This window comes from Xanthomonas sp. LMC-A-07 (assembly GCF_030208825.1).
GTDB lineage: Bacteria > Pseudomonadota > Gammaproteobacteria > Xanthomonadales > Xanthomonadaceae > Xanthomonas > Xanthomonas campestris.
Genome location: NZ_JARVTF010000007.1, coordinates 1 through 23,314, shown reverse-complemented (window position 1 = coordinate 23,314; position 23,314 = coordinate 1). Strand labels below are relative to the sequence as shown.

General features: G+C 64.0%; 15 protein-coding genes, 1 tRNA gene and 1 other RNA gene. 3 read left to right on the top strand and 14 right to left on the bottom strand.

The window, feature by feature from the left end:
* Positions 1-185: 185 nt before the first annotated feature.
* The 9 genes from QRM89_RS07095 to thrS form a co-directional block, all read right to left on the bottom strand.
* Positions 186-262, bottom strand: a tRNA-Pro gene (locus QRM89_RS07095).
* A gap of 60 nt (positions 263-322) precedes the next feature.
* Entirely contained in the window at positions 323-679 is a 357-nt protein-coding gene (locus tag QRM89_RS07090; protein WP_005995911.1) for a MerR family transcriptional regulator, read from the bottom strand.
* Positions 660-959, bottom strand: coding sequence for an integration host factor subunit alpha (locus QRM89_RS07085; RefSeq protein ID WP_002811076.1), 300 nt, complete (start codon positions 957-959; stop codon positions 660-662). The genes QRM89_RS07090 and QRM89_RS07085 overlap by 20 nt, the downstream gene beginning before the upstream one ends.
* 20 nt (positions 960-979) lie before the next feature.
* Positions 980-3,355, bottom strand: a complete 2,376-nt coding sequence (gene pheT, locus QRM89_RS07080) for a phenylalanine--tRNA ligase subunit beta (RefSeq protein WP_285447649.1) — start codon at positions 3,353-3,355, stop codon at positions 980-982.
* A 110-nt stretch (positions 3,356-3,465) separates the two neighbouring features.
* Positions 3,466-4,476 carry a phenylalanine--tRNA ligase subunit alpha gene (pheS, locus tag QRM89_RS07075; RefSeq protein ID WP_285447648.1) on the bottom strand — a complete coding sequence of 337 codons (1,011 nt, stop codon included), beginning with the start codon at positions 4,474-4,476 and terminating at the stop codon, positions 3,466-3,468.
* A gap of 298 nt (positions 4,477-4,774) precedes the next feature.
* Positions 4,775-5,134, bottom strand: a complete 360-nt coding sequence (gene rplT / locus QRM89_RS07070) for a 50S ribosomal protein L20 (protein ID WP_011037598.1) — start codon at positions 5,132-5,134, stop codon at positions 4,775-4,777.
* 10 nt (positions 5,135-5,144) lie between these two features.
* Positions 5,145-5,342 carry a 50S ribosomal protein L35 gene (gene rpmI / locus QRM89_RS07065; protein WP_002811096.1) on the bottom strand — a complete coding sequence of 66 codons (198 nt, stop codon included), beginning with the start codon at positions 5,340-5,342 and terminating at the stop codon, positions 5,145-5,147.
* A 240-nt stretch (positions 5,343-5,582) separates the two neighbouring features.
* A complete protein-coding gene (infC, locus tag QRM89_RS07060) occupies positions 5,583-6,110 on the bottom strand; it encodes a translation initiation factor IF-3 (protein WP_074052463.1) in 528 nt (175 codons plus the stop codon).
* A 63-nt stretch (positions 6,111-6,173) separates the two neighbouring features.
* Positions 6,174-8,078, bottom strand: a complete 1,905-nt coding sequence (thrS, locus tag QRM89_RS07055; protein WP_016944299.1) for a threonine--tRNA ligase — start codon at positions 8,076-8,078, stop codon at positions 6,174-6,176.
* A gap of 329 nt (positions 8,079-8,407) precedes the next feature.
* Here thrS and QRM89_RS07050 point away from each other — a divergent pair, with 329 nt between their 5' ends.
* Positions 8,408-9,532, top strand: coding sequence for a LacI family DNA-binding transcriptional regulator (locus QRM89_RS07050; RefSeq protein WP_285447647.1), 1,125 nt, complete (start codon positions 8,408-8,410; stop codon positions 9,530-9,532).
* 202 nt (positions 9,533-9,734) lie between these two features.
* On the opposite strand, the gene QRM89_RS07045 is transcribed toward QRM89_RS07050, so the two are convergent.
* Genes QRM89_RS07045 through QRM89_RS07035 form a run of 3 tightly spaced genes read right to left on the bottom strand, consistent with a single transcriptional unit; the run spans position 9,735 to position 15,075 of the window.
* Positions 9,735-11,408 (bottom strand): alpha-amylase family glycosyl hydrolase, encoded by a 1,674-nt coding sequence (locus QRM89_RS07045; RefSeq protein WP_285447646.1) that lies wholly within the window; start codon positions 11,406-11,408, stop codon positions 9,735-9,737.
* Positions 11,408-12,886 carry an MFS transporter gene (locus QRM89_RS07040; RefSeq protein WP_285447645.1) on the bottom strand — a complete coding sequence of 493 codons (1,479 nt, stop codon included), beginning with the start codon at positions 12,884-12,886 and terminating at the stop codon, positions 11,408-11,410. Before QRM89_RS07040 ends, QRM89_RS07045 begins: the two co-directional genes overlap by 1 nt.
* A complete protein-coding gene (locus tag QRM89_RS07035; RefSeq protein ID WP_285447644.1) occupies positions 12,883-15,075 on the bottom strand; it encodes a Six-hairpin glycosidase-like protein in 2,193 nt (730 codons plus the stop codon). Before QRM89_RS07035 ends, QRM89_RS07040 begins: the two co-directional genes overlap by 4 nt.
* 242 nt (positions 15,076-15,317) lie before the next feature.
* Here QRM89_RS07035 and QRM89_RS07030 point away from each other — a divergent pair, with 242 nt between their 5' ends.
* Positions 15,318-17,396 carry a glycoside hydrolase family 97 protein gene (locus tag QRM89_RS07030; protein WP_285447643.1) on the top strand — a complete coding sequence of 693 codons (2,079 nt, stop codon included), beginning with the start codon at positions 15,318-15,320 and terminating at the stop codon, positions 17,394-17,396.
* Between the two features lie 322 nt (positions 17,397-17,718).
* The gene (locus QRM89_RS07025) at positions 17,719-20,481 is read left to right on the top strand and encodes a TonB-dependent receptor (RefSeq protein WP_285447642.1); all 2,763 of its coding nucleotides are present in this window, start codon (positions 17,719-17,721) and stop codon (positions 20,479-20,481) included.
* 764 nt (positions 20,482-21,245) lie between these two features.
* Here QRM89_RS07025 and QRM89_RS07020 read toward each other — a convergent pair.
* Together QRM89_RS07020 and QRM89_RS07015 are read right to left on the bottom strand one after the other, a co-directional pair.
* Positions 21,246-21,320: non-coding RNA, sX9 sRNA (locus QRM89_RS07020), on the bottom strand.
* Positions 21,321-21,409: 89 nt separating this feature from the next.
* Positions 21,410-23,026, bottom strand: a complete 1,617-nt coding sequence (locus QRM89_RS07015; protein WP_285447641.1) for an alpha-glucosidase — start codon at positions 23,024-23,026, stop codon at positions 21,410-21,412.
* Between the last annotated feature and the right edge of the window lie 288 nt (positions 23,027-23,314).

Here is a 23,314-nt window from a genome sequence, read left to right as displayed (position 1 = left end):
GCACTTACGGCCGCCTACCGATCTCGACCTGTAGCAGCCTGAACCGCAAAATAATTGCGCACAGGACTTGCATATGCTGCCTTGCAATATGCCGTTGCGCATAGTGGCATAGCCTGGAATGCCATCGAACTGACATGTTGCGACGCAACAAAAAGGCCCACGTCTTGCGACATGGGCCTGTTGTTTGGTCGGGGTAGCCGGATTCGAACCGACGACCACTAGTCCCCCAGACTAGTGCGCTACCAGGCTGCGCTATACCCCGAAGATGTTGCGTCCCGCCCTGAGGCGGCCTGCGATTATAGCGGCTTTATGCGGCGCTTTCCTAGCGTCGCAGCAGCTGCAGGACTTCTTCAAGCTCCATGCGCACCTGCTTGATGATCTGATTGCTCAGCGCTGACTCGCTCTTGGCGCCATCCCCTTCAAGACGCAGACGCGCGCCACCGATGGTGTAGCCCTGCTCGTACAGCAGGCCGCGAATTTGCCGCACCATCAGCACATCGTGCCGCTGGTAGTAGCGCCGGTTGCCGCGCCGCTTGACTGGCTCCAGGCTCGGAAATTCGGTTTCCCAATAGCGCAGCACGTGCGGCTTGACGTCGCATAGCTCGCTTACCTCACCGATGGTGAAGTAGCGCTTGGCCGGAATCGGCGGTAGCTCGCGATTACTGCCCGGATCCAGCATAAGCCTCCACCCGTTCCTTGAGTTTCTGGCCGGGACGGAAGGTCACCACCGTCCTGGCCGAGATCGGAATTTCCTCACCGGTCTTGGGATTGCGACCGGGCCGTTGGTTCTTGCGCCGCAGATCGAAGTTGCCGAAGCCCGACAACTTCACCTGACGGCCCTGCTCCAGTGCATCGCGCAGCACATCGAAAAACGCGTCGACGAATTCCTTCGCCTCACGCTTGTTCAGGCCGACTTCGTCGAACAGACGCTCGGCCATCTCCGCTTTCGTCAATGCCATGCCAATCCCCTGTTACCGCCTCAACCCCGGATCCGGGCGCGATGTTCGCGCTCGATCACGGCCACCACATCGGCGACGACCGCATCCACGTCCCGGTCGGTGAGAGTGCGCGAGTTATCCTGCAAAATCAAGCCCATAGCCAGACTCTTGAAACCTGGCTCGACCCCTTGACCCACATACCGGTCGAACAACTGCACCTCGCGCAGCAACGGGCCGACGCTGGTGCGCACGCTTGCAGACAGCGCCGCCCAGCTCACCGCATCGGGCACCAGGAAGGCCAGGTCGCGACGCACCGAGGGGTAACGCGACAGCTCGCCAGCACGTGGCAGCGCCCGCTTCACCAGCGGCGCAAGCTGCAGCTCGAACGCGATGACGTCCACGTCGATGTCCAGGGACTTGGCCAGGCGCGGGTGCACCTGGCCGATCCAGCCAATGCATACCCCATCGCGATAGATGTCGGCGGACCGGCCCGGGTGACCGAATGGCTGCGTGGACGGCTGGAATTCCAGCGCCGCGGCGCTGGCTGCAGCCAGGGCCAGCAAATCGCCCTTCAGATCGTGGAAATCGACCTTGCGCGCAGGCTCACCCCATTGCAGCGCCAGTGCATCGCCGCAGACAGCCGCAGCCACCTGCTGCGACTCGACCGGCGCATCGCCAGGACCTGCAGCGGAGAACACCTTGCCCAGTTCGAACAAGCGCACCCGCCCAACCTGCCGCGCAACATTACGCCCCAGTGTGGCCACCAGGCCAGGCAACAACCGTGGGCGCATCACCGCAAGCTCGGCGCTCAGCGGATTGACCAGCGGCACCACGCCATCGGTCAGTTGCCAGCGCTCCAGCAATGCGGCATCGACGAAGGCGTAGTTGATGGTTTCCTGCAACTCGCGCGCCACCAGCTGGCGGCGCACGCTGAGCTCGTCCAGCTGCGTTTCGCTGGGCATGGCGATGCGGCTGGCGCCACCGGGCAAGGTGGTCGGCACACGGTCGTAGCCATGGATGCGCGCCAGCTCTTCGATCAGGTCCTCTTCGATCGCGATGTCGAAGCGGCGGCTCGGCGCCGTCACTTGCCAGCCGTCTGCAACCGCCTCGACGTGCATGCCCAACGCGGTCAGGATCCGCACCACGTCCGCATCGTCGATCTGGATACCGAGCACGCGCGCGATGCGCGCACGCCGCAACAGAATCGACGCCGGTTGCGGCAGATGCTGCGGCAGCGCGGCGTCCACCACCGGCCCGGGCACGCCGCCGGCCAGCTCCAGCACCAAGCGCGTCGCGACTTCGATCGCCTGCGGTGCCAGCGCCGGATCCACGCCACGCTCGAAACGATGGCCGGCATCGGTGTGCAGGCCGAGTTTGCGGCCGCGGCCCATGATCGCGGCAGGTTCGAAATATGCCGACTCCAGAAACACATTGCGCGTGGCGTCGGTGACGCGCGTATCCAGCCCGCCCATCAAGCCGGCCAGTGCCACCGGGCGATCTGCGTCGGTGATGGTGAGGAAGCTGTCGTCCAGCGTGACCTCACGGCCATCGAGCAATGCCAGTTGCTCGCCAGCACGCGAGCGCCGCACGCCAACCGGCCCATGCAGGGTGTCCAGGTCGAAGGCATGCATCGGCTGGCCGAGCTCCAGCATCACATACTGGGTGATATCCACCAGCAGCGACACCGGGCGCACGCCGCTGCGGCGCAGGCGCTCGGCCATCCACACCGGTGTGGTCGCCGCAGGATCGATGCCCTCGATCACCCGCCCGCAATAGCGCGGCGCCTCGCTGCCGGCATTGAGCTCGACCGCGAGCGTGCGCGTGGATACCGGCGCCACGGCAGCCGCATCAAAGGCGACGACTTCGCTAGCGCAGGCAGCCGCCACGTCGAAGGCGATACCGCGCACGCTGAAGCAGTCGGCGCGGTTGGGGGTGAGCTTGATTTCAATGCTGGCATCGGGCAAACCGAGATACTCGGCCAGGGCCTGGCCCACCGGCGCATCGTCAGGAAGTTCGAACAGGCCCGAGGCATCGCTGTCCAGGCCAAGCTCCTTGGCCGAGCACAACATGCCATTGGACGCCACGCCGCGCAGCTTGGCCGCCTTGATGGTCAGCTCGCCGATCTGCGCACCGACCAGGGCCAGTGGCGCGACCAGGCCAGCGCGCGCATTGGGCGCACCGCAGACGATCTGCAGCAACTCGCCCTGCCCCGCGTCGACGCTGCACACCTGCAGGCGATCGGCCTCCGGATGGCGCACCGCCGCGATGATCCGCGCCACCACCACCTGGCCCAGCGCATCACCCAGCGGCGTGACCGCTTCGACTTCCAGGCCAATGGCCGTCAGCGTCGCGGCAAGCTCCTCGCGGCTCGCCTGGATCGGAACGTGGCTGCGTAGCCAATTTTCTGAGAATTTCATTAGTAGCCGGGAGTCGGGAATCGGGATTTGAGATTCGAAAAAACAGTTGCCGGGGGGCGGGATGAGGACGCTGTCGCGAATCCCCAATCCCGAATCCCCAATCTCCGCCGTCAGGCAAACTGCCTGAGAAACCGCACGTCGTTTTCGAAGAAGGCACGCAGGTCGTTGACGCCATAGCGCAGCATCGCAAAGCGCTCGACGCCCAGGCCGAAGGCGAAGCCGGTGTAGCGCTCCGGATCGATGCCGACGCTGCGCAACACGTTCGGGTGCACCATGCCGCAGCCAAGCACTTCCAGCCACCGGGTGCTGCCATCGGGCTGCTGCCAGGCGATATCCACTTCCGCACCAGGCTCAACGAACGGGAAATAGCTGGGCCGGAAACGCATTTCGAAATCGCGCTCGAAGAACGCACGCACGAACTCGGACAAGGTGCCCTTGAGATCGGCGAAGTTGGAATGCTCGTCCACCAGCAGGCCTTCGACCTGATGGAACATCGGCGAGTGGGTCTGATCCGAATCGGAGCGATACACCTTGCCGGCCGCAATCATGCGCAGCGGCGGGCCACTCTTGCTGGCCACGGCGGCATCCATGTAACGCACCTGCACACCGGAGGTATGCGTGCGCAGCAGGCGGCCTTCGCCGAAGTAGAACGTGTCGTGCATGGCACGCGCCGGATGATGCGGCGGGAAGTTCAACGCTTCGAAGTTGTGCCAGTCGTCCTCGATCTCCGGGCCGTCGGACAACTCGTAACCCAGCCGCGCAAAGATCTCGACGATGCGCTCCAGGGTCCGCGTCACCGGATGCAGACCGCCGCGCTCACCGCGTCGACCGGGCAGCGTCACATCGATGCGCTCCCCTTCCAGACGGGCATCCAGCGCTGCGGTTTCGAGCACCTGTTTGCGCTCGGCCAGCGCCGTGGTCAGCGCATCGCGCGCCAGGTTGATCGCCTCACCAGCCGCCTTGCGCTGGTCGGCCGGCAACGTACCGAGCTGCTTGAGCTGGGCGGTGATGCTGCCGTTCTTGCCCAGCAGCGCGACGCGCAGCGTTTCCAGCTGGTCCGGCGTCTGCGCGGCAGCAACATCGGCCAACGCCTGCGCGGTCAGGGATTGAATCTCACTCATTGCACTCGTGCCTCACCTGCTCAGCCGAACGAACTCCCGGACTGCACCGGGCCGCCTTGCACACCTGGGAGCCGCACCGCGCGTTGCTGCGGTGGCCGCTCCCTGAAACGCAAAAGGGGAAGGACTCGCGCCCTTCCCCCTGCATATCTGCGTTTCCCTCACCGAAGCCCTGCACACGGAGATGCGATGACTTGCGGTGATCTGCCCTCTTCAACAACCCACATGGTGCGGGTTGCTGCTGTGGACTCTCTCTTCAAGCGTCCGCACACAGGTGCGAGGCCTGCAGAGGGACCTGCATTTACGCTGCCAGCGCGCCCTTTGCTTTCTCGGCCAGCGCGGCAAAGCCGGCGGCGTCGTGCACGGCGATATCAGCCAGCACCTTACGGTCCAGGGTAATACCAGCCTTGAGCATGCCATTCATGAAACGGCTGTAGCTCAAGCCGTTGATGCGGGCAGCCGCATTGATGCGGGTGATCCACAGCGAACGGAAATTACGCTTCTTCTGCTTGCGGCCGATGTAGGCGTACTGCTGTGCCTTGATGACGGCCTGCTTGGCAACGCGGAACACCTTGCGGCGTGCGTTGTAGTAACCCTTTGCAAGGGTCAGAATTTTCTTGTGGCGGCGACGCGCCTGTACGCCACGCTTTACTCGTGCCATGGGTCAGTCCTCAGAGGTAGGGAAGCATACGGTCAAGACGGCCAGCGTCCTCGGCACGGACGTGATTCGTCTGCCGCAGGTTGCGCTTCCGCTTGGTCGCTTTCTTCGTGAGGATGTGGCTACGGTTTGCGTGGCCGCACTTGTACTTGCCGGAGGCGGTCTTGCGGAAACGCTTGGCCGCCGCCCGGTTGGTCTTGATCTTGGGCATTGCTATGTCCTTGATGGTGTTTTGTCACTGACACGGGCGGCAGCCTTGTGGCCACGCTTTCCATCCTTGCCCTTGCCTGCTTGTAAGCCCTTGATCGAACACGATCAGGACAGGTCCTGGTACTGCTTGCACAGCTCCCCGGCAAAACCGGGCCGCGCAGTATGCCCGTTGCCGGGAATTCTTGCAAATCGTCGCTGTCGCCGCCCGGGCGGACCCTCTCGGGCCCGCCGCGGCGCAGGATCAGATCTTCTTCTTGGGCGCGATCATCATGACCATCTGCCGCCCTTCCAGGCGCGGGCGGGACTCGATGACGATGTCTTCGCCAAGATCGGCTTCGATCCGTGCCGCCATCTCGCGGCCCAGTTCCTGGTGGCTCATTTCGCGGCCACGGAAACGGATATTGACCTTGACCTTGTCACCCTCTTCCAGGAAACGGCGCATGTTGCGCAGCTTGATCTGGTAGTCGCCCTCGTCCGTGACCGGACGGAACTTGAGTTCCTTGATCTCGACCTGCTTGGTCTTCTTCTTGGCCTCGTTGGCCTTTTTCTGCTGCTCGAACTTGAACTTGCCGAAATCCATGATCTTGCAGACCGGCGGATCGGCCTGCGGCTGGATTTCGACCAGATCCAGGCCTTCTTCCTCGGCCTTGGCGAGCGCTTCGTCGCGCGACAACACGCCGACCATCTCACCGTCACTACCGATCACGCGAACGCGCGGTACACGGATTTCTTGGTTCTTGCGGTTCTGTTTGTTGTCAGGGGTACTGATATTGCAATCTCCCAGGGGAATCGAACCGGCGCATCCGGATCATCCAGACCGGCCGGGGTTGGCTCACGCTGCCTGCTCTGCCTGCAGGCGTTCGATGAAGGCCGAAACCGTCATGGTTCCGAGGTCCTCTCCCGAACGCGTCCGCACGGCGACCGCGCCATTTTCCTTCTCGCGGTCACCAACCACGAGCAAATATGGCACGCGTTGCAGCGTATGCTCGCGAATCTTATAACCGATCTTCTCGTTACGCAAATCGGCGCTGACACGGAAGCCTTGATTTGCAAGGGTTTTCCGAACCGAGTCCACATATTCAGCCTGAGCGTCGGTGATGTTGGCGACAACGACCTGGACCGGAGCCAGCCAGGCCGGGAACGCGCCGGCGTGGTGCTCGATCAAAATGCCGATGAAACGCTCCATCGAACCGACGATCGCCCGGTGCAGCATGACCGGATGCTTCTTCTGGCTGTGCTCGTCCACGTACTCGGCGCCGAGGCGGCCGGGCATCATGAAGTCGACCTGCATCGTGCCCAGCTGCCAGGTACGGCCGATCGCATCCTTGAGGTGGTACTCGATCTTCGGGCCGTAGAAGGCGCCCTCGCCCGGTAGCTCCTGCCACTCCACGCCGCACACGCCCAGCGCGCTGCGCAGCGCGGCCTCGGCCTTGTCCCAGGTCGCATCGTCGCCGAGGCGCTTTTCCGGGCGCAGCGCGATCTTGATCTGGATGTCGTCGAAACCGAAAGCGGTGTAGACCGCCAGCGCCTGCTGATGGAAGGCGGTGACTTCGGCTTCGATCTGCGATTCCAGGCAGAACACGTGCCCGTCGTCCTGGGTGAAGCCGCGCACGCGCAAGATGCCGTGCAGCGCGCCGGACGGCTCGTTGCGGTGGCAGGCGCCGAACTCGCCGTAGCGGATCGGCAGGTCGCGGTAGCTGTGCAGACCCTGATTGAACACCTGCACGTGGCCGGGGCAGTTCATCGGCTTGACTGCGTAGGTGCGCTTCTCCGATTCAGTGAAGAACATCGCGTCCTGGTAGTTGTCCCAGTGGCCGGATTTCTGCCACAGCGACACGTCCAGGATCTGCGGGCAACGCACCTCGCCATAGCCGCTGTCGCGGTAGACCTTGCGCATGTATTGCTCGACCACCTGCCATAGCGACCAGCCCTTCGGGTGCCAGAACACCAGGCCGGGGGCCTCTTCCTGCAGGTGGAACAGGTCCTGCGCCTTGCCGATCTTGCGGTGGTCGCGCTTGTCGGCTTCTTCCATACGCAGGATGTAGGCGTCGAGCTGCTTCTTGTCGGCCCAGGCGGTGCCGTAGATGCGCTGCAGCTGCTCGTTCTTGGCATCGCCACGCCAGTAGGCGCCGGAGATGCGGGTCAGCTTGAACGCCTTGAGGAAGCGCGTGTTGGGCACGTGCGGGCCGCGGCACATGTCCACGTATTCCTGGTGGTAGTACAGGCCCATCGCGGTGATGTCGTCGGACATGTCCTCGATCAGGCGCAGCTTGTACTCCTCACCGCGCTGGGCGAACACCTCAATCACCTCGGCGCGCGGGGTGACCTTCTTGATCACGTCGTAGTCCTGCGCGATCAGTTGCTGCATGCGTTGCTCGATCGCCGCCATGTCTTCCGGAGTGAACGGGCGCTCGCTGTAGATGTCGTAATAGAAGCCTTCGGCAATCACCGGGCCGATCACCATCTTGACGTCCGGGTACAGCTGCTTAACCGCATGGCCGACCAAGTGGGCGCAGGAGTGGCGGATGATCTCCACGCCTTCGGCGTCCTTGGCGGTGATGATGCGCAGGCTGGCGTCATGTTCGATGAGATCGCTGGCGTCGACCAGCTGGCCATCCACCTGGCCGGCGATGGTGGCCTTGGCCAGGCCGGCGCCGATCGACTGGGCGACCTGCATGACGGACACGGGAGCATCGAATTCGCGGCGGCTGCCGTCGGGAAGCGTAATAGTGATCATGGGCAACGATAGGGTCTGGTCTGGCCGCAGCCGGTGGCTGCTGCAGTGAGAGATCCGTCCACGCGGGGACAGGCTCGAAAGGGTCAGGCGAAGAAGTCAGGCGCAAAAAAAGCGCCGCGTGGGCGCCTTGCGGTCTGGCGCCGGTCGGGATCAGCGGTGGGCAGGGCTAGTGCTCATGTCGCACGCTCGGCCGGCGCGGGGCGCGGGCCACCTTCTCGCAAGGGTGTCTAGGGCGAATGGTAAACCAATCAGCGGGCCGATGCGCGTGGCAGCACGGGCCCGGCGGGCGCATGGCATGATGCCGGCCACTTGTCCTGCCGTTGCCGATCATGACCATCAAGGGTAAAGCCACCTCGCTGGATATCGCCTACCTGGCCGGCGTCTCGCAACCGACCGTTTCGCGCGCCCTGCGCGGCAGCCCGATGGTGAACGAGGACACCCGTCAGCGGATCCTGCGGATTGCCCGCGAGCTGAACTACAAGGTCGACAAGAACGCCTCCTCGCTGCGGCTGCGCAACGCCGGCACACTGGCGTTACTGTTCTTCGAAGATCCCACCGCCGATGACTCGTTGATCAACCCGTTCTTCCACTCGATGCTGGGCTCGATCACCCGTGCCTGCGCGCTGCAGGGCTACGACTTGCTGGTGTCGTTCCAGCAGCTGTCCAAGGATTGGCAGGCCGATTACGAAGACAGCAACAAGGCCGACGGCATCATCCTGCTCGGCTACGGCGATTATCAGGAATCACGCCAGCGGCTGCAGCTGCTGGTCGAACAAGGCACCCACTTCGTACGCTGGGGCGCGGCGCTGCCGGGCCAGCCGGGCATTTCGATCGGCAGCGATAACTATCAGGGCGGGCTGGACATCACCGAGCACCTGCTCGCGCAGGGCTGCCGGCGGATCGCATTTCTCGGCCACGCCTCCAACCATTACCCCGAGTTCGAGGAACGTTATCGCGGACATGTCGCAGCGTTGGCGTTACAGGGTGTGGCGGCGGATGCCGCGCTGCAGTTCGATGCGATCACCACCGAGCTGTCCGGTTACACCGCGTGCCTGGCGCTACTCGACAGCGGGCAGGCATTCGACGCGGTGTGCGCGGCCAGCGATTTGATTGCGATCGGCGCGATGCGGGCACTGCGCGAACGCGGGCTGCGCGTGCCGCAGGACGTGGCCGTCAGTGGCTTCGACGATATCGCCCTGGCTGCCTCGGTGGCGCCAGCGCTATCGACCGTGCAACAGGACACCAAGCAGGCCGGCGCCCTGTTGGTCGAAAGCCTGGTGGCACTGATTCGTGGAGACGTTGCACAGAGCCGCACGATTCCAGTTCGGCTGGCGGTGCGCGAGTCGTCGACCAGCAGTGGCTTGCAGCCGCCGCTGGGGTGGAACCCGTCGACGGCTGCGGAGTCCAGCGATGGGCTGCTCGGGAAAGCGGCGAGCGGAAACGCGACGCGCTGAGATTCGGGATTCGGGATTCGGGATTCGGGAATCGGGAATCGGGAATCGTTGGAGCATGCATTGCTGGCGATCGGATGAATCGCCGTTGGTTGTTGCTCGCGGCGTGCTGACGTTCTAACGCGGCCGACTCACTGCGTTGTAGGAGCGCACTTGTGCGCGATGAGGCGTCACCGATAACGCCGCATCGCGCGCTGGCGCGCTCCTACTTGTTGCGTGCATCGCGCGCGGCCTGGTCTGCTATCTGCGCGTCCAGCTGCTTGCGTAGCGCGGCGTCGGTCACCGGCGCATCCGACAGCAGCACGCGTACGCCATGCGCCGGCACCTGCAGCGTCAAGCGACCTTGCACCTGCACCTGCTCGCCATTGAAGGCGTCGCGCCAGCTGCCGGGCTGCAGCAAGCGGGACACCGCAATATCCGCCGCCGCGTCGCCCTTGTTGAGCAAGACCAACGCGGTCTGCGTCATGCCCGCATGCTGGTAAACGCGCAGGAACGCAGCCTGGTTGCCGCGCAACTGCAGATCCACCTGCACGCCGCGCTGCAGGGCCAGGGTATTACGCCGCAAGGTCGCGATGCGCTGCAGCGGGCCGAAGATCGGGCTCTGCGGTGCGTTGCGGACGCGCTCTTCGCCAAAATAATTGCGATTACCCGCGTGTTCGGCGCGCCCGCGCATGAAGCCGGTTTCCGAGCCGTAATAGATCACCGGAATGCCGCGCGCGGTGAACAACCAATTGTGCGCATCGATGAAGCCGGTATCGCTGGCATCCAGGCGCGCCATGTCGTGGTTGTCGTAGAAGCTCATCAACTCGTACGGGTTGGCGTACGGGCCTTTGCGCAGATACAGCGGCGTGGCGAGTTGTTCGAAGCCGGCCTGGGTGTGGCCGAACACGGCGGATAGCTGCTGTTTGAGCGGAAAGTCCAGCACGCTGACGCCGGCGTTGCGCGCCCAGGTGTGGCCGGCGATCTTGGCCGGGTCGTAATCGAAGGCTTCGCCAAACATGAAAAAGCCAGGGCGTTTCTCGCGGATCCGCGCCACGAAGGCATGCCAGAAGCGGTCTGGCATCCAGCCGATGGTGTCGATGCGAAACGCATCGGCGCCCTGCTCCATCCATTGCAGGTAGGCGCCAGCCAGATAGTCCAGCACGGCCGGGTTGTTTTCGTTGAGGTCCGACAATTCCGCCAGGCCGCCGCCGGTGTTGTAGAAGGCGTGCAACGGGTTGTGCGCCGGGTCTAGCTGTGCGGGTGCGAGGTTCTGATGATCGGCAACCATGCGGCCCTGTGCGTCGTAGAGCTTGCCAAACCCGGGCTGCGCCACCGGCATGCTGTAGGCGGGCGAGCCGTGGTTGCCGACGATATCCAGCACCACCTTCAGGTCATTGGCGTGCATGGCGCGGGCAAAGCCGGCGAAATCCAGGCCAGGGCTGGGGAGATGTTCGTCGAGCCTGTAAAAATTGACGCCCCAATAGCCGTGATAACCGGTCTTGCCGTGATCGCTGAGCGTGCTCTCGCAGGTGATGGGCTTGCCACCGGTGAACGCTTCGTCCGGGTTGTCGACGATCGGGGTGATCCACACCGCGCCAAAGCCGAGGCCGCGAATGTAGCCGGCATGATCGACGATGCCCTTGAAGTCGCCGCCGAGGTAACCGATGTTGTCGCCCACGCCGCCGTCGCACGGTGTGGGCACGTCGAAGCTGCGATGTGCGCCGCCCTGGTCGCGATGATCGTTGCCCGTGTCGCCGTTGACGAAGCGATCGGTGACCACGAAATACACCGCATCGGCGGCGAACGGTTCCAGGGTGCCGTAGTAATCACCGGGTGCAGGCGCAGCGCAGGCTGCTCCCGACCAAAGCAGCATGGCTGCCATCAAGACGCTGCGCATCATTGCCCTCCCTGGGCGACGGGGACCCGCACCACGCACACACCGGCCACGATCAGGCTTAAGCCGCCGATCGCCAGCGCGTAGATCGGTTGCCCGCCCAACCACACGCGGAGCAGGAAGCCCAGGGCGCTGGCGGCAACCAATTGCGGAATCACGATAAAGAAATTGAAGATGCCCATGTACACGCCCATCTTGGCGACGGGTACGCTGTCGGAGAGCAGCGCATAGGGCAAGGACAGGATCGAGGCCCAGGCAAAACCGACGCCCAGCATCGACAACAGCAGCCAGTGCGGGTCGCGGATGAACAGCATCGACAACAACCCCGCCGCACCCAGCCACAGGTTGCACAGGTGGCTCCAGCGCAGCCCGATCGCACGCACCATCAGCGGGATGACGATGGCGGCGAGCGCGGCAAAGCCGTTGTAGGCGCCGAACAACACACCCACCCAGTTCGCCCCGTCGTTGTAGGCGGCCGACACGGTATCGCCCGCGCCGAAATGCACCTGCGTCACTGCCGCGGTGGTGTAGATCCACATCGCAAACAGCGCAAACCACGAAAAGAACTGCACCCAGGCCAGGCGCCGCATCGTCTGCGGCATGTGGCGCAGATCGTGCATGATCGCCACCAACATGCCGCCACGCGGCAGCACGCGCGCCAACGCCAGCAGTGCGCCGTACGCGACGCACAGGCCCGCCAGCACGTACAACATGCGATCGCCGTGCTGCCAGGCGATGGCAGCGGCCAGCAGCAACCCGCCCAGACACCACAGCATGCTGGCCTGCAGCCTGGGTTGATCGGTGGCGGCCAGTTGCGCGGCGCCCGGTGCCGGCGCCGGTTCAAATGCCGCCAGCTCACCTGGGCTGTATTCGCGCGTGCGCAGCACCGTCCAGCCGATCGACAGGAACAACACCGCCGCACCTAGATAGAACGCGTAGCGCACGCTGTCGGGCAGCTCGCCGGCAGGTGCAGTGTTGTCCACGCCCCAGCGCGTCAGCAGCCAGGGCAGAAAGCTCGCCACGATCGCGCCGACGCCAATGAAAAAGCTCTGCATCGCGTAGCCGCTAGGGCGTTGCTCGGCCGGCAGTTGGTCACCGACCAAGGCGCGGAATGGCTCCATCGAGATGTTGATGGACGCATCCAGCACCCACAGCGTGCCGGCTGCGATCCACAGCACCGGCGCGTTGGGCATCACCAGCAACGCCAGCGTGGTGAACACCGCACCGATCATGAAGTACGGCCGGCGGCGGCCCCAGCCGGTCCAGGTGCGGTCGGAGAGATAGCCAATGATGGGCTGCACGATCAGCCCGGTCAGCGGCGCGGCAATCCACAGCCCGGGCACATCGTCGACCTGCGCGCCCAGCGTCTGGAAGATGCGGCTGGCATTGGCGTTTTGCAGCGCAAAGCCGAACTGGATGCCGAGGAATCCAAAACACATGTTCCAGATCTGCCAGAAACTCAGCGTTGGCTTGGCCTTCATGGCACCGCCCCCACCGCGGCGACCGGCCCGACCAACAAGGCGCTCACCGTGGCTTGATTCCGCACACCATCCTCACCGCCGCGCCCGCCGTTGTACGCGGCAAAATGCGCAAGTGCGCTCATGTTGAAGCCTTCCTCCAGACGCAGCGTACAGCGCTGCAGTGCCGGCATATCGAACACCACGTGCGCGGACACCTGCTCACCCACGCTGTGCGGCATCACGATGGTGCGGGTCTGCGGCGGATGGCCCGGGCACTCCAGCCGCAGCCGTTTCACCGCCGCGGTGACGCCGGTATTGATCGGGCCGTTGTCATTGCGATACCGCAGTGCGATGCGGTGACGCCCGGCACGTGCGGGTTGCCACGTCCACGCCGCAGCGCCGGGCAGCGCCTGCATCGGGCCAACGGTGACCGTGGGGCTATGCAGTGACTCCAGACCGTCAGCGCGACGGGTCAGGCTGAGGTCGTGCAGCAGGCCGTCGTCGCTCAGGTCAAACCGTGTGCTGGCCTCTACCGCGCGGCCATCCAGATACAGCGTGGTGCCAGTGGGAATGGCAACGCGCAGGCCATCGCCATGCGGTTGAACATGCGGCGCAGGCGGCATTTCCGGCGCGAATACCTGGGCGGGTCGCGGTGGTGCCTGCATCTCCGCGGCACGGCCAACCAGTTGCACACGCGTGGTCTGCCCTTGATGTTCGATGCGCCCGGCTACCAGCAGATCGCTGTCAGCATCGCGGCCTTCGGGGCGTACCAACACGTAGCGCCGCGCCCCCTGTTCAAGCACGATCTGGGTGCGGTCGCCGAACAATAGCGGCACCAGCGAACGCGGCAGCTTGGGCGTCACACTGCCATCGGCGGCAACGCCGAATACACCTTCCAGCACCGCCGACAGGTACCCGGCCACCGACCACAGCTGCCGTGGCGAATTGACCACCGGGCCGCTGCGTGGTCCCTCCTCCACATGCACGGCGAGCGACTGCATCTCGTAGTTTTCCATATTGGAACCGGCCAACGCGCTTCCGCGCATCAGCGATTCCAGTTCGAGTGCAATCCGCGGCGCGTTGTCGAGCGTGCGTGCGGCGCGCAGCGCATAGGCACTGACAAACGGCCACACCGCACGGTTGTGATAGATCGGCTGCATGCGTTCCTGCGGCCACACCACGGGCGTGCCACCGGCCACGGCCGGATAGCGGCGCATCGCCTCACGCGCGCGCTCGGGGGGAAATACATCGGCCAGCACGCCCAGCGACAGCCCCAGCATGTCCACCTTGGCGTAGCGCACCGGGTGCGCCGCACTGCCAAGATAGCTGACGTACTGCTGCTGTGTTGCGTCCCAGAAACGTGTATCGATGGCCTGCCGTAGTTGCGCGGCCCAGCGCTCATATTCGCTGGCGCGCGCATCGCCACGCTGCCGCGCCAGCTGCTCGGCCAGGCGCAGGGCCTGGTAATGCAGCACGTTGGTGGACAGCGCGAAGGATTCGGCGATGAAGCGCACATCCTCGCGCGTCCATGCAGGATAGGTCTGCTCGCGCCAGTCCAGGAACGAGGTTTCGCCGCGATACAGACCCAGATCGGCATCGAAGACCGCATCGCGGTCCTGTGCCACGGTGGCTTGCAACGCGGCCCAGACTTCGTCGGCAAACGCGCGATCATCGAGCAAGCCGCGTGCGGCCAGAAACCACACCACGCGGTCGCTGCTGATCGGCCAACTGCCACCGGAGCCGGTGTCCTGCGCAACAAACAGGCCCGGCGTGCGTCCATCGCGCGCCTGCGACAGCTTGAATCGCAGCGAGGTGCGGGTGCGCTCCGGTTCCAGCCGCGCCAGCGCGAGATCGGCGGCAAAGCTCACATCGCGCGTCCACACATACGGCCAGCGCTCGCCGGTTTCAAAGCACGCGCAGGCCACCGGCTTGCCGTGATTGAAAGCGGGATCGCGGATCGCCTCCACGCGGTCGTCGGCCAGTTCCTGTTGCGCCAGCGCGAACAACCCATCGAACACCGGGCTGGCGGTGCCGGTGCGCATCGGTTGTGCAGGAATGCGGCGTTCGCCCTGCGGCCAGCGCAACAAAAAGCCACCATCGTCCAAAGCCTGTGCTTGCGCCCGGCGTCCTTGAAACTCCAGTTCATCGGCCGCTACCGGCGAACTTGCGGCGACGCCCAGCGTCGCTGCCATGCAGATCATCTTCAGCATCGAAGCGGCGAGACAGCTTGCGCCGTCGGCCTCCCTCCCTCGTTGCACGCGTTGTGATGCGTGGCAGTGCCTGCCACGGCCGCGGCCCCTCCCAGGTACCGTGGGCAACATGGTAGTGCCGCACTCCACGGTTCCGCACCCCTGCATACGTATTCATGGCCACACGCCGCATGCAGCACAACGCCTGCACGCAACGGCGCGGCATAGTCGGCGCTTGTGCAACGGTGACCTTGGGAGGGGATATGCCGCTGTCTTCGTGTCGAGCACGCTCGACATTGGGTGCCGCGTGGATCGCGCGCCTGTTGGTGATCGCCACACTAGGCGGCGCCGCTGCCACTGCCCAGGCCGAGGATGCGATCGACGTCGCCTCGCCCGGCAAGATTTTGCAGGTGACCGTGGAAGTGGATGGCGGCACGCCATACTACCGTGTGCAGCGGCTGGGCGAAGCAGTGGTAGAGCGCTCGCGGCTGGGATTTCAGCTGCGCGATGGGCGCCTGGATCGCGGCCTGCAGGTGCTGTCGCAGGCGCGCAGCAGCCACGATGACACCTGGGAACAACCCTGGGGCGAGACCCGGCTGGTGCGCAATCACTACAACGAATTGCGTGTGAGCCTTGGCGAGCGCGAGGGCGCGCAACGGCGCTTCGATGTGATCGTGCGTGTGTACGACGACGGGCTCGGCCTGCGCTATCACTTCCCGGCGCAAGCCGGACTGCGCGAAGCCATCATCGACGAAGAAGTCACCGAGTTCGCCATTGCGCAGCCTTCCGAGGCGTGGTGGACTCCCGCCGGCGAGCCCATCCACTACGAATACCTGTATCAGCGCACGCCACTGAACGAAGTGGCGCTGGCGCATACGCCGCTCACGCTGCGCAGCCGTAACGGGCTGCACGTGGCGCTGCACGAAGCCGCGTTGGTGGACTACGCCGGCATGTGGTTGCGCCGCACCGAAGGGCAGCGGCTGCGTGCCCACCTCTCGCCCGCCGCCGAGGGCTGGAAGGTGCGCCGCACCCTGCCCTTCGATACCCCATGGCGCACACTGCAGATTGCCGATCAGGCCACCGGCCTGGTCGAATCAAACCTCATTCTCAACCTCAACGAACCAAACGCCCTGGGCGATGTCAGCTGGGTCAAACCGTCCAAATATGTCGGCGTGTGGTGGTCGATGCATCTCAACCAGCAGACCTGGGCCACCGGCCCGAAACATGCGGCCACTACCGCCACCACCAAACGCTACATCGACTTCGCCGCCGCACACGGCTTTCGCGGTGTGCTGGTGGAAGGCTGGAATCCCGGCTGGGACGGCGAGTGGTTTGGCAATGGCGGCAGCTTCGATTTCACCAGAGCAACGCCAGATTTCGACCTGCCAGCGTTGAGCCACTACGCCGCCGGCAAGGGCGTGCATCTGATCGGCCATCATGAAACGGGGTGTGCGGTGGACCATTACGAAGATCAGATTGCCGAAGCGATGGATCTGTACGCCCGTTTCGGCGTGGATTCGGTCAAGACCGGCTATGTCTGCGACGACGGCCAGGTGGAGCGGCGCAATCCGGCCGGTGGCACGCCATTGCGCGAATGGCACGACGGTCAGTGGATGGCGCGCCATCACCTGCACGTGGTGCAGGAGGCGGCCGAGCGCCACCTTGCAGTCAATGCGCACGAACCGATCAAGGACACCGGCCTGCGCCGCACCTATCCCAACTGGATCTCGCGCGAAGGCGCGCGTGGCATGGAATACAACGCCTGGGGCCAGCCACCCAATCCACCCGAACACGAAGTGAACCTGGTGTTCACTCGCCTGCTCGCCGGGCCCATGGATTACACGCCCGGCATCGTCAGCCTCAAAGGCCGCAATGGCCAGGCGATTCCCAGCACGCTGGCACGCCAGCTGGCTTTGTACGTGACGCTCTACAGCCCGATCCAGATGGCGGCCGATCTGCCCGAGCATTATCTGCAGCACCGCGATGCGTTCCGTTTCATTGAGGATGTGGCCGTGGACTGGGACCAGACCCGCGCGTTGAATGGCGAGGTGGGCGACTACGTCACCATTGCGCGCAAGGACCGGCATAGCCGCGACTGGTTCCTGGGCAGCATCACCGACGAACATGGCCGCCTGTTGCAGGTGCCACTGGGGTTTCTGGAACCGGGCGTGCGCTATCGCGCGCAGATCTACCGCGATGGCGATGACGCCGACTACGTGCACAGCCCGTTCGCCTTTATCCGCGAGGAACGCCAAGTCAGCAGCATCGACACGCTGGAACTGCGGCTGGCACCCGGTGGTGGCCAGGCGATTCGCTTCCTGCCGATGGAGTCAGCACGCTGATGCAGCTGCTGCGCGGGCGTGCCTTGCCTGCGCAGTGCTGCCATCGGTTGCACCAAGTGCCTTGCTGGCCGGCGTTTGCAACCTGCAGCCTTCGCTGCAGCGCAGCGCAAGCACTCGTCACTCGATGACGCATCAGTGGAATCGATTTCATCAGCATAATCGCCGTTGAATACGTATGCAGGCCGCGTTTGCGTGCAAGCGCGGTGTCTACCATACGTTGCAGTCGCGTAGTGCGTGATCGCCGTCCTGGCGCGCGATGCAGCACATCCAGGCAATTGCCGGATCAAAACACCGAAGAACAACATGTACCTGGGAGGGGAAAATGTTGAACCACAAGCGCACCGCGCTGAGTATCGCCATGGCAGTTGCCATGGCACCGACGTTGGCCGCCGCACAAACGGCAGCCCCGTCAGACGCACCCGCCAGCACCGAGCAGAACGCCGGTGCAGTGACCGAATTGGACAAGGTGCAGGTCACCGGCCTGCGCCGCGCGATCGAAGGCGCCATTTCGGTCAAGCGTGATTCCACCTCGATCGTGGAAGCCATCTCGGCCGAAGACATCGGCCGCCTGCCCGATGTGAGCATTGCCGAATCACTGGCGCGCCTGCCTGGCCTGGCCGCGCAGCGCGTCGCCGGCCGCGCTCAGGTGATCAGCGTGCGTGGCCTGTCGCCGGATTTCTCCACCACCCTGCTCAACGGCCGGGAAGTGGTCAGCACCGGCGACAACCGCAGCGTGGAGTTCGACCAATACCCGTCCGAACTGGTCAGCGGCGTCACCGTGTACAAGACGCCTGACGCCGGTCTGGTTGGCCAGGGCCTGTCGGGTACCGTGGACATGCAGACCGCCCGCCCGCTCAGCTACAACGAGCGCGTGATCGCCATCGGTGGCCGTTACCAGCGCAATTCGATGGGCAAGGCCGCCAACGTGGACCCGTACGGCAACCGCTTCAACGTCAGCTACATCGACCAGTTCGCCGACCGCACCATCGGCCTGACCATCGGCTACGCGCATACCGACATGCCGATCCAGGAAAACCAGGTCGGCCTGTACGAGCCTTGGCAGCAAGTCAATGCCCAGCGGCAGCGCCCGGGCGTCGCAGACGGCGTGTATTTCTCCGACGGCATCAAGGCGTTGCGCCGCACCGGCAACCAGAAGCGCGATGGCGTGATGGCGACCCTGCAGTACCGCCCGTCCAACGCCTGGACCAGCACCCTGGATGCCTTCCACACCGAAGCCGAGCAGATCGATACCGCCAATCAGTTCGAGCTCAACCTCAGCAACTACAACGGCGGTTACACGCCGGGCCTGAACATCACCGAAGTGCGTGTCAACGACCGCAACACGTTTCTCGGCGGTAACGCCAGCGGCGTGTACCCGCTGGTGCGCGGCATGTACAACAAGCGCGAAGACAAGATCGACGCATTCGGCTGGAACAACGAGATCACCGCGGGCGCGGTCAAGATCGTCGCCGATCTCAACTACTCCAAGGCCACCCGCGACGAACTGAATCTGGAGAACAATCTCCAGCTCGCGCCGATGCCGCAGCTGGACACCGTTGGCGTGGCGGTGAACGGCAATGGCTTCTCGCAACTCAGCCCGGGCCTGAATTATTCCAACCCCGATGCGCTGTTCCTGACCAACACCATCTATGGCTCCGGCTACGGCAAGGTGCCGCGGGTGGAAGACGTGCTCAAGGGCGCGCGCCTGCAGGCCAGCTTCCCGATGCCCGAAGCACTGAGCTGGTTCTCCGATCTGGACGTGGGCGTGAACTACGCGCACCGCGAAAAGCAGAAGACCCAGCCCGAAGGCAACATCACGCTCGGCGCGCAAGGCGAAGCCACCGTGGCTGCCGACCTGCAGTACGCCCCGGTCAATCTGGGTTTTGCCGGCATCGGCGCCCTGCCCGCCTGGAACGTGCCGGCCGCGGTCTCGCGCTACATGCTGTTCAACCCCAGCGATGACGCATCGTTCCTGGTCTCCAAGGCCTGGACGGTCGAAGAAAAGATCACCACCGCCTGGCTGCGCGCCAACCTGGACACCGAGTGGGGCGTGGTCGGCGTGCGCGGCAATATCGGCGTGCAGCTGCAGAGCGCCGATCAATCCTCGCAGGCCAATTACTGGGATGCCTCGCAGCCGGTCGGCAGCGAAGTGCGGCCCATCGATGACGGCAAGACCTACCGCGACTGGCTGCCCAGCCTAAACCTGGCGTTCCAGTTCCCGTATGAGCAGACCTTGCGCTTCGCATTGGCCAAGCAGGTCGCCCGCCCGCGCGTGGACCAACTGCGTGCGTCGCTGGAATTCGGCGTCGACACCTCCACCGGCCGGCCCGGTGCCAGCGGCGGCAACCCGATGCTCGACCCGTGGCGCGCCAACGCGCTGGATATCTCCTACGAGAAGTACTTCGCCGACCGCGCCTATGTAGCGGCCGCCTTCTTCTACAAGGACCTCAAGAGCTACATCTACACCCAGAGCCGCGACAACTACGACTTCTCCGCACTGGTGGCCGGCTACGTGCCACCGCCCGGCTCTGCACCGGTGCTGACCACCGGCACCTTCAGCGCCCCGTTCAACGGCAAGGGCGGCACCCTGCGCGGGCTGGAACTCACCGCCTCGCTGCCGCTGGACCTGGTGTTCGCCCCGCTGGAAGGCTTCGGCATCCAGGCCAGCGCCACCTTCAACGACAGCGACGTGCAGATCCGCGACCCGGAAAGCGCCTCTAGCGTGGGCGACGGCGCCATCAGCCTGCCCGGCCTCTCCAAGCGCGTGTACAACCTCACCGCCTATTACGAGCACAAGGGCTTCGAGGCACGCGTGAGCCAACGCCGGCGTTCGGACTTCATCGGCGAGATCGGCAACTTCAACGGCAACCGCACACTGCGCTACGTGGTCGGCGAAAACATCACCGACGCGCAGATCAGCTACAACTTTGCCGACACCAGCAGTCTGGCCGGCCTGACCCTGCTACTGCAGGCCAGCAACCTCAGCAACTCGCCGTACCGCACCTACGCCGAAACCAAGGACCGCCCGCTGGAATACATCGAATGGGGCCGCACCTTCGTGCTGGGTGTGAACTACAAGTTCTGAGTGGCTGGCATCACGTGCGTGGGACCAAGCGCCTGAAGCGCCAGCGCGATCTGGGCTGAGTATCGCAGCCCAGATCCGCCGGCCGCATTGGAAGACGAACGACACAGCGCAAGCTGCAGCGATCACAAGCCGCAGCAATACAAGCCCCTCTCCCACCGGGAGAGGGGTTGGGGTGAGGGTATGGGACAGCCACTTCGCCGCAGATCGCAAAGTAGCGCTCACGATTGACATTGCTTTTGACGAAACAAGCAACGATCGGACAATCAAACGTGTCACGCCGAAACGACATTTCTATTTCGGCCCCGCATAAAAAGACCCGCGGAGATCAAACCGGCGAGTCTTTCTTTGAAAGTCTTCGCAACGAAATCAACGTCATGAAATCGTGCAAGCCAACTTGCAGCGCATACACACCTGCACAATCCACACACCGAAAGTCACCCGGCATAAGACCGGCTTCATACCGCGCGCCGCACACATACGCTTTGCACCACGCTCACAAAGGCAGCAACGTGTTTTTAAGGAAGAACCGTACCGAGTCGCCGCCGGCCATAACACCGCGCGAGCAAAGCCAGCTGACGGATCGGAAGCCGCTTCAGAAACCTAGCCATTCCTGATGACGCCTGCCACTCAACAATGAGATGGAATGCCACGGCAGCGATTATCGACCGACCTACCAGCGCGCAAGACGATCGGCGTGCAACAAAAACAGAGCGGCATCGCAGAGAATGTCGCCCCGCTTGCAAAACCCTCTCAAGCCTAAGAGCGGCTAACAAAACGTAGCGAGCAGTCGTCAGGTGGGTGCAGACGGTGCGGAGGAACCGGAATGTACGTCGGTACATGCCGATTCCGAGCACCGGCCGCGCCCGCCTGGCGGCTGTGCAGTAGCTTTGATAGCTGCTCCAAGCCGAGAGGTTTCAGCTGCGCTTACTCAGCCACGACCGACAGCAGCAACGACCGCATGCCCGGCCAGCCTTAGGTGTCCGCCCTCCATCGCCCCAAGCTCGACACCAGGTACATCGACCTGCTCCCACTCGCCTGCAGGCAAAGCCAGGTCGGCAGGATCGGCGGACAGATTGAACGCCAACAGCATTACCTGGCCGACATGTTCGCGGCGGAACATCAGCACAGGCTCCGCCGTGTCGTAGAACGTAATCGTTCCCTCCCGCAGCGACGGCATCGTTTTGCGCCAAGCCAGAAACGCACGCACCGCACTCAACACCGACAACGGATCGTCCTGCTGCACACTCACCGCATGGGCGCGATGCGCCTCGCCCAACGGAAGCCACGGCTTGCCGCTGGTGAATCCGGCAGATGGCGCGTCGGTCCACGGCATCGGCGTACGGCAACCATCGCGGCCCTTGAAGGTCGGCCAGAAGGTAATCCCATACGGATCCTGCAGGTCCTCGAACGCCACCTCTGCCTCACTGAGCCCGAGCTCTTCGCCCTGATACAAGCAAATCGAGCCACGCAACGAACACAGCAGCGCCACCACCATCCGCGCGAACGCCGGCGTCGCATGCGCGCCACCCCAGCGCGTTACCGCGCGCACTACGTCGTGATTGGAAATGGCCCAGCATGGCCAGCCCTCCAACATGGTGGCTTCGAGCCGGCTCACGGTGTCGCGGATGTAGGCAGCGCTGTAATCCTGCACCAGCAGCTCGAAGCTGTAGCCCATATGCAAGCGGCCCTTGGCGGTGTATTCGGCGGTGGTCGCCAGCGAATCTTCCGACGAAATCTCGCCCAGGCTCACCGCACCCGGGTAGCTGTCCAACAGCCCGCGCAGCCGCTCTAGAAACGGCAAATTTTCCGGCTGCGTGTTGTTGAAGTAGTGGTACTGGTAGGCGTACGGATTGTCCGCGCTAAAGCCGCGCCCCACCCGCTTGTCTGCCGGCTTGGCCGGGTTATCGCGCAGTTGCGCGTCGTGAAAGCAAAAATTGATCGCATCCAGGCGGAACCCATCCACGCCGCGATCGAGCCAAAAGCGCACGTTATCGAGCGTGGCCTGCTGCACCTCGGCGTTATGGAAATTGAGATCGGGCTGGTCCACCAGAAAGTTGTGCAGGTAGTACTGCTCACGCCGCGGCTCCCACTGCCATGCGACCCCACCAAACAACGACAGCCAGTTGTTCGGCGGCGTTCCATCCTCGCGCGGATCGGCCCACACGTACCAATCAGCCTTCGGGTTGCTCCGATCCTGTCGGCTCTCCTGAAACCACACATGCGCGATCGAGGTATGGCTCAGCACCTGATCGATCATCACCTTCAACCCAAGGCCATGTGCCTTTTCGAGCAGGCGATCGAAATCGGCCAACGACCCGAACAACGGGTCCACCGCGCGATAGTCTGCGATGTCATAGCCGAAATCGGCCATCGGCGACTTGAAAAACGGCGAAATCCAGATCGCATCCACGCCCAGCCCGGCGATGTAGTCGAGCTTGGCAATGATGCCCGGCAGATCGCCTACGCCATCCCCATTGGAATCAAGAAAACTACGCGGATAAATCTGATAGATGACCGCCCCGCGCCACCATGGTGTCTGCGACATATACGCCCCTCCCGGGCCAATGGGGGCGGCAGAAAAGACGCCCATCAAGGGCACAAGCGTAGCGGCGTAGCAGACTCAGAGCTCATCCGCGCATACGTATTCAATAGACAAGTCCATCTCAACTAAAGATGCTGTAGCGAATCGACATAGTCCATGCGTGCCGGCACGATGTTCGTCCCACACGCACCTGTCTTGATCTGGCCCAGACGGGACAACACCACCTGTGGCAGTGCCGACTCCCCGTAAAATTGATCCATCCATAGTTAGAGGTCTCCGGGCACACTAGCC